This is a genomic window from Streptomyces sp. NPDC045955 (genome assembly GCF_056430805.1).
The window spans coordinates 1-1,465 of the sequence record NZ_JBWKKY010000048.1 but is presented as its reverse complement, the minus strand read 5'-3'; the positions used below and the strand labels follow the sequence as shown (position 1 = coordinate 1,465).

At 69.8% G+C, this 1,465-nt stretch carries 1 protein-coding gene; it reads right to left on the bottom strand.

The features are described 5' to 3' along the window. Window positions 1-22: 22 nt before the first annotated feature. Window positions 23-1,237: an IS110 family RNA-guided transposase gene (locus tag AC07F0_RS40010; protein WP_478985259.1), complete on the bottom strand. Its 1,215-nt coding sequence runs from the start codon at window positions 1,235-1,237 to the stop codon at window positions 23-25. Window positions 1,238-1,465: the final 228 nt, after the last annotated feature.

The following is a 1,465-nucleotide window of genomic DNA, read 5'->3' as shown; positions in this document are numbered from 1 at the left end:
CCGTTGATGCTCCTATTGCCTGTCAAGCGGCCTGGAGCCAGTCCCTGTAGGCGTGGGTGAGTGCGTCATCGCGCCGGATTCCTCGTTCGAGGGTGGAGATCAGGGCGGGCCAGACTCCGAAGTGGTCGGCGACGGCGGTGAGGGTGATGTTCTTGGACTGCCGCAGGGGCCGCAGATCGGCGATGCCGGGAACGGTCACCGTGGTCGTCAGGCAGCGGAACATCTCCCGGGTGATGGCCCGTTTCAGGAGCCGGATGATCTCCTTCTTCGTCCGTCCGGCCGCGGTCTGCCGTGTCACGTAGTCGCGGGTGCGGGGATCGCTGGACATGCGGACGAGGGCGATGCGGTAAAGGGCGGCGTTGGCCGCCCGGTCACCGCCTCGTGAGAGGCGGTGTCGGTTGGTCCGGCCGCTGGAGGCAGGGACCGGGGCAACTCCGCACAGGGCGGCGAAAGAGGCTTCGGTCCGCATGCGTTCGGGGTTGCCGCCTGCGGTGATCAGCAGCTGGGCCGCGGTGTCCGGGCCGACTCCGTAGGCGGCCCGCAGGCCGGGGTTGTGTGCGGTGACGTCGGTGTCCAGGGCCTTGGTGAGTGCCGTGTGCTCGGCAGTCAGCTCCTTCACGCGTCGGGCGAGGCTTTTGAGCGCGGTCAGGACCGCGGTGTGGACCGGATCGCCGCTGGGGCGCAGTCGGGCGAGGGCGTCGGTGCGGGCGGTGCCCTTGAGGGGGCCGTACTTGGCGCGGATCGCCTCGGGAGCGCCGATGAGGATGTGGCCGATCTGGTTCAGGGCGGCTGTGCGGGCCTTGACGGCGGAGCGGGCGGCGTTGTGCAGGGCGCGTATGCCGGTGACGGTCTCGTCCTTGGGGGCGCTGGATGCGCGTCCGGACAGGGCGGCGCGGGCGGCCGCGTAGGCGTCGATGGGGTCGGACTTGCCGATGCGTCGCCTCTCGGCCCGGTCGGGCCGGTTGACCTCCACGACGTGACCGCCCGCCGAGCGGGCGGCGCGGGTGAAGCCGGCCCCGTAGGAGGAGGTGCCTTCCACACCTATGGCGATCACGCGTCCGTGGGCACCCAGGAAGGCCAGGGCAGCGGCGTACCCGGCGGCCGTGGTGGTGAACTCGGCGTCCGCGAGGTGGCCGCCGTTGTCGCTGATGACCGCGACGTGAAGCGTGTCGGCGTGGGAGTCGACACCGCCGAACACATCCGGCCCGACCGTGTCCGCTGTGACCGCTGCTGTCATCCTGAAGGTGCCTTCCTAGCCGGAGGTGGGCGCCGGCCGGGTGGCGCAGACAGGACATTGAAGGGGCTTCTGGACCAAGCTCCTATCAGGTCATGTTCCGCCCGGCCGGAGCCATGAGGAACAGGCTCCGGCAGCCGGACAGAACAACGGGAAGACAGCCCAGCAGGACGTCAGTCAGAGGCCGAGCCACGACCACCGGAACCTGCCTACCAATATCAATGTCAGTGG